A 721-nucleotide genomic window follows, 5' to 3' on the forward strand; every position below is an offset into this window, starting at 1 on the left:
TTGGGGCTGTACTAGATAACTAGATCTAAATCCCCTTAACTAATTGTTTTAAAATGGAAATTTGAGATTTTATTTCACTGTTGTTAAAACGCCATTCACATTCCTTTAAATATAGCTCAAAATGCTCTTTGGGAATGCCATTAAACTTCCGTAAGTGGCGTTTTGCTTGATTCCAAAAATTCTCAATTCCGTTTATGTGGTTGTGATTTTCAGCAAAATGCGTGCTGTGATTGATGCGAAAATGGCTAAATTCACTGACATCAAGCACATCATAACTACGAAAAGTATCCGTGTACACAATGCTATCAGGCTTAACTTTCTCTCGGATAATTGGCAATAATGTCGCTGATTGCGCATTAGGGACAACGACGGTATAAACCTTGCCATTTCTTTTGAGAAGCCCGAATACTGCGACTTTTCCCACGGCACCGCGACCACGCTTGCCTTTTCGAGTACCGCCGAAATAGCTTTCATCGGCTTCAATCTCGCCTTCAAACATTTCCAAATGGGGGCTTGTTTGATAGATGAGTAAGCGTAATCGATGAAAGTAATAAGCGGCTGTATTTTTGTTTACATTAACCAATGCACTGGCTGTTCTTGCTGTGACACCTGCGACAAACAGTTCAATGAGTTTATTTTGTTTATGCTGACTTAAGCGACTTTTTCTCATTGGTTTATTCTAACCTAAATGGGATTTTTAGTCGTTATCTAGTACAGCCCC

General features: G+C 39.4%; 1 protein-coding gene. It reads right to left on the reverse strand.

Annotated elements, in window-relative coordinates:
* Window positions 1-25 precede the first annotated feature (25 nt).
* Entirely contained in the window at window positions 26-670 is a 645-nt protein-coding gene (locus tag DV434_RS10595; protein ID WP_118786135.1) for an IS1595 family transposase, read from the reverse strand.
* Window positions 671-721: the final 51 nt, after the last annotated feature.

The sequence above is a fragment of the Haemophilus haemolyticus genome, assembly GCF_003493685.1.
In the GTDB taxonomy this organism is placed as follows: domain Bacteria; phylum Pseudomonadota; class Gammaproteobacteria; order Enterobacterales; family Pasteurellaceae; genus Haemophilus; species Haemophilus haemolyticus_O.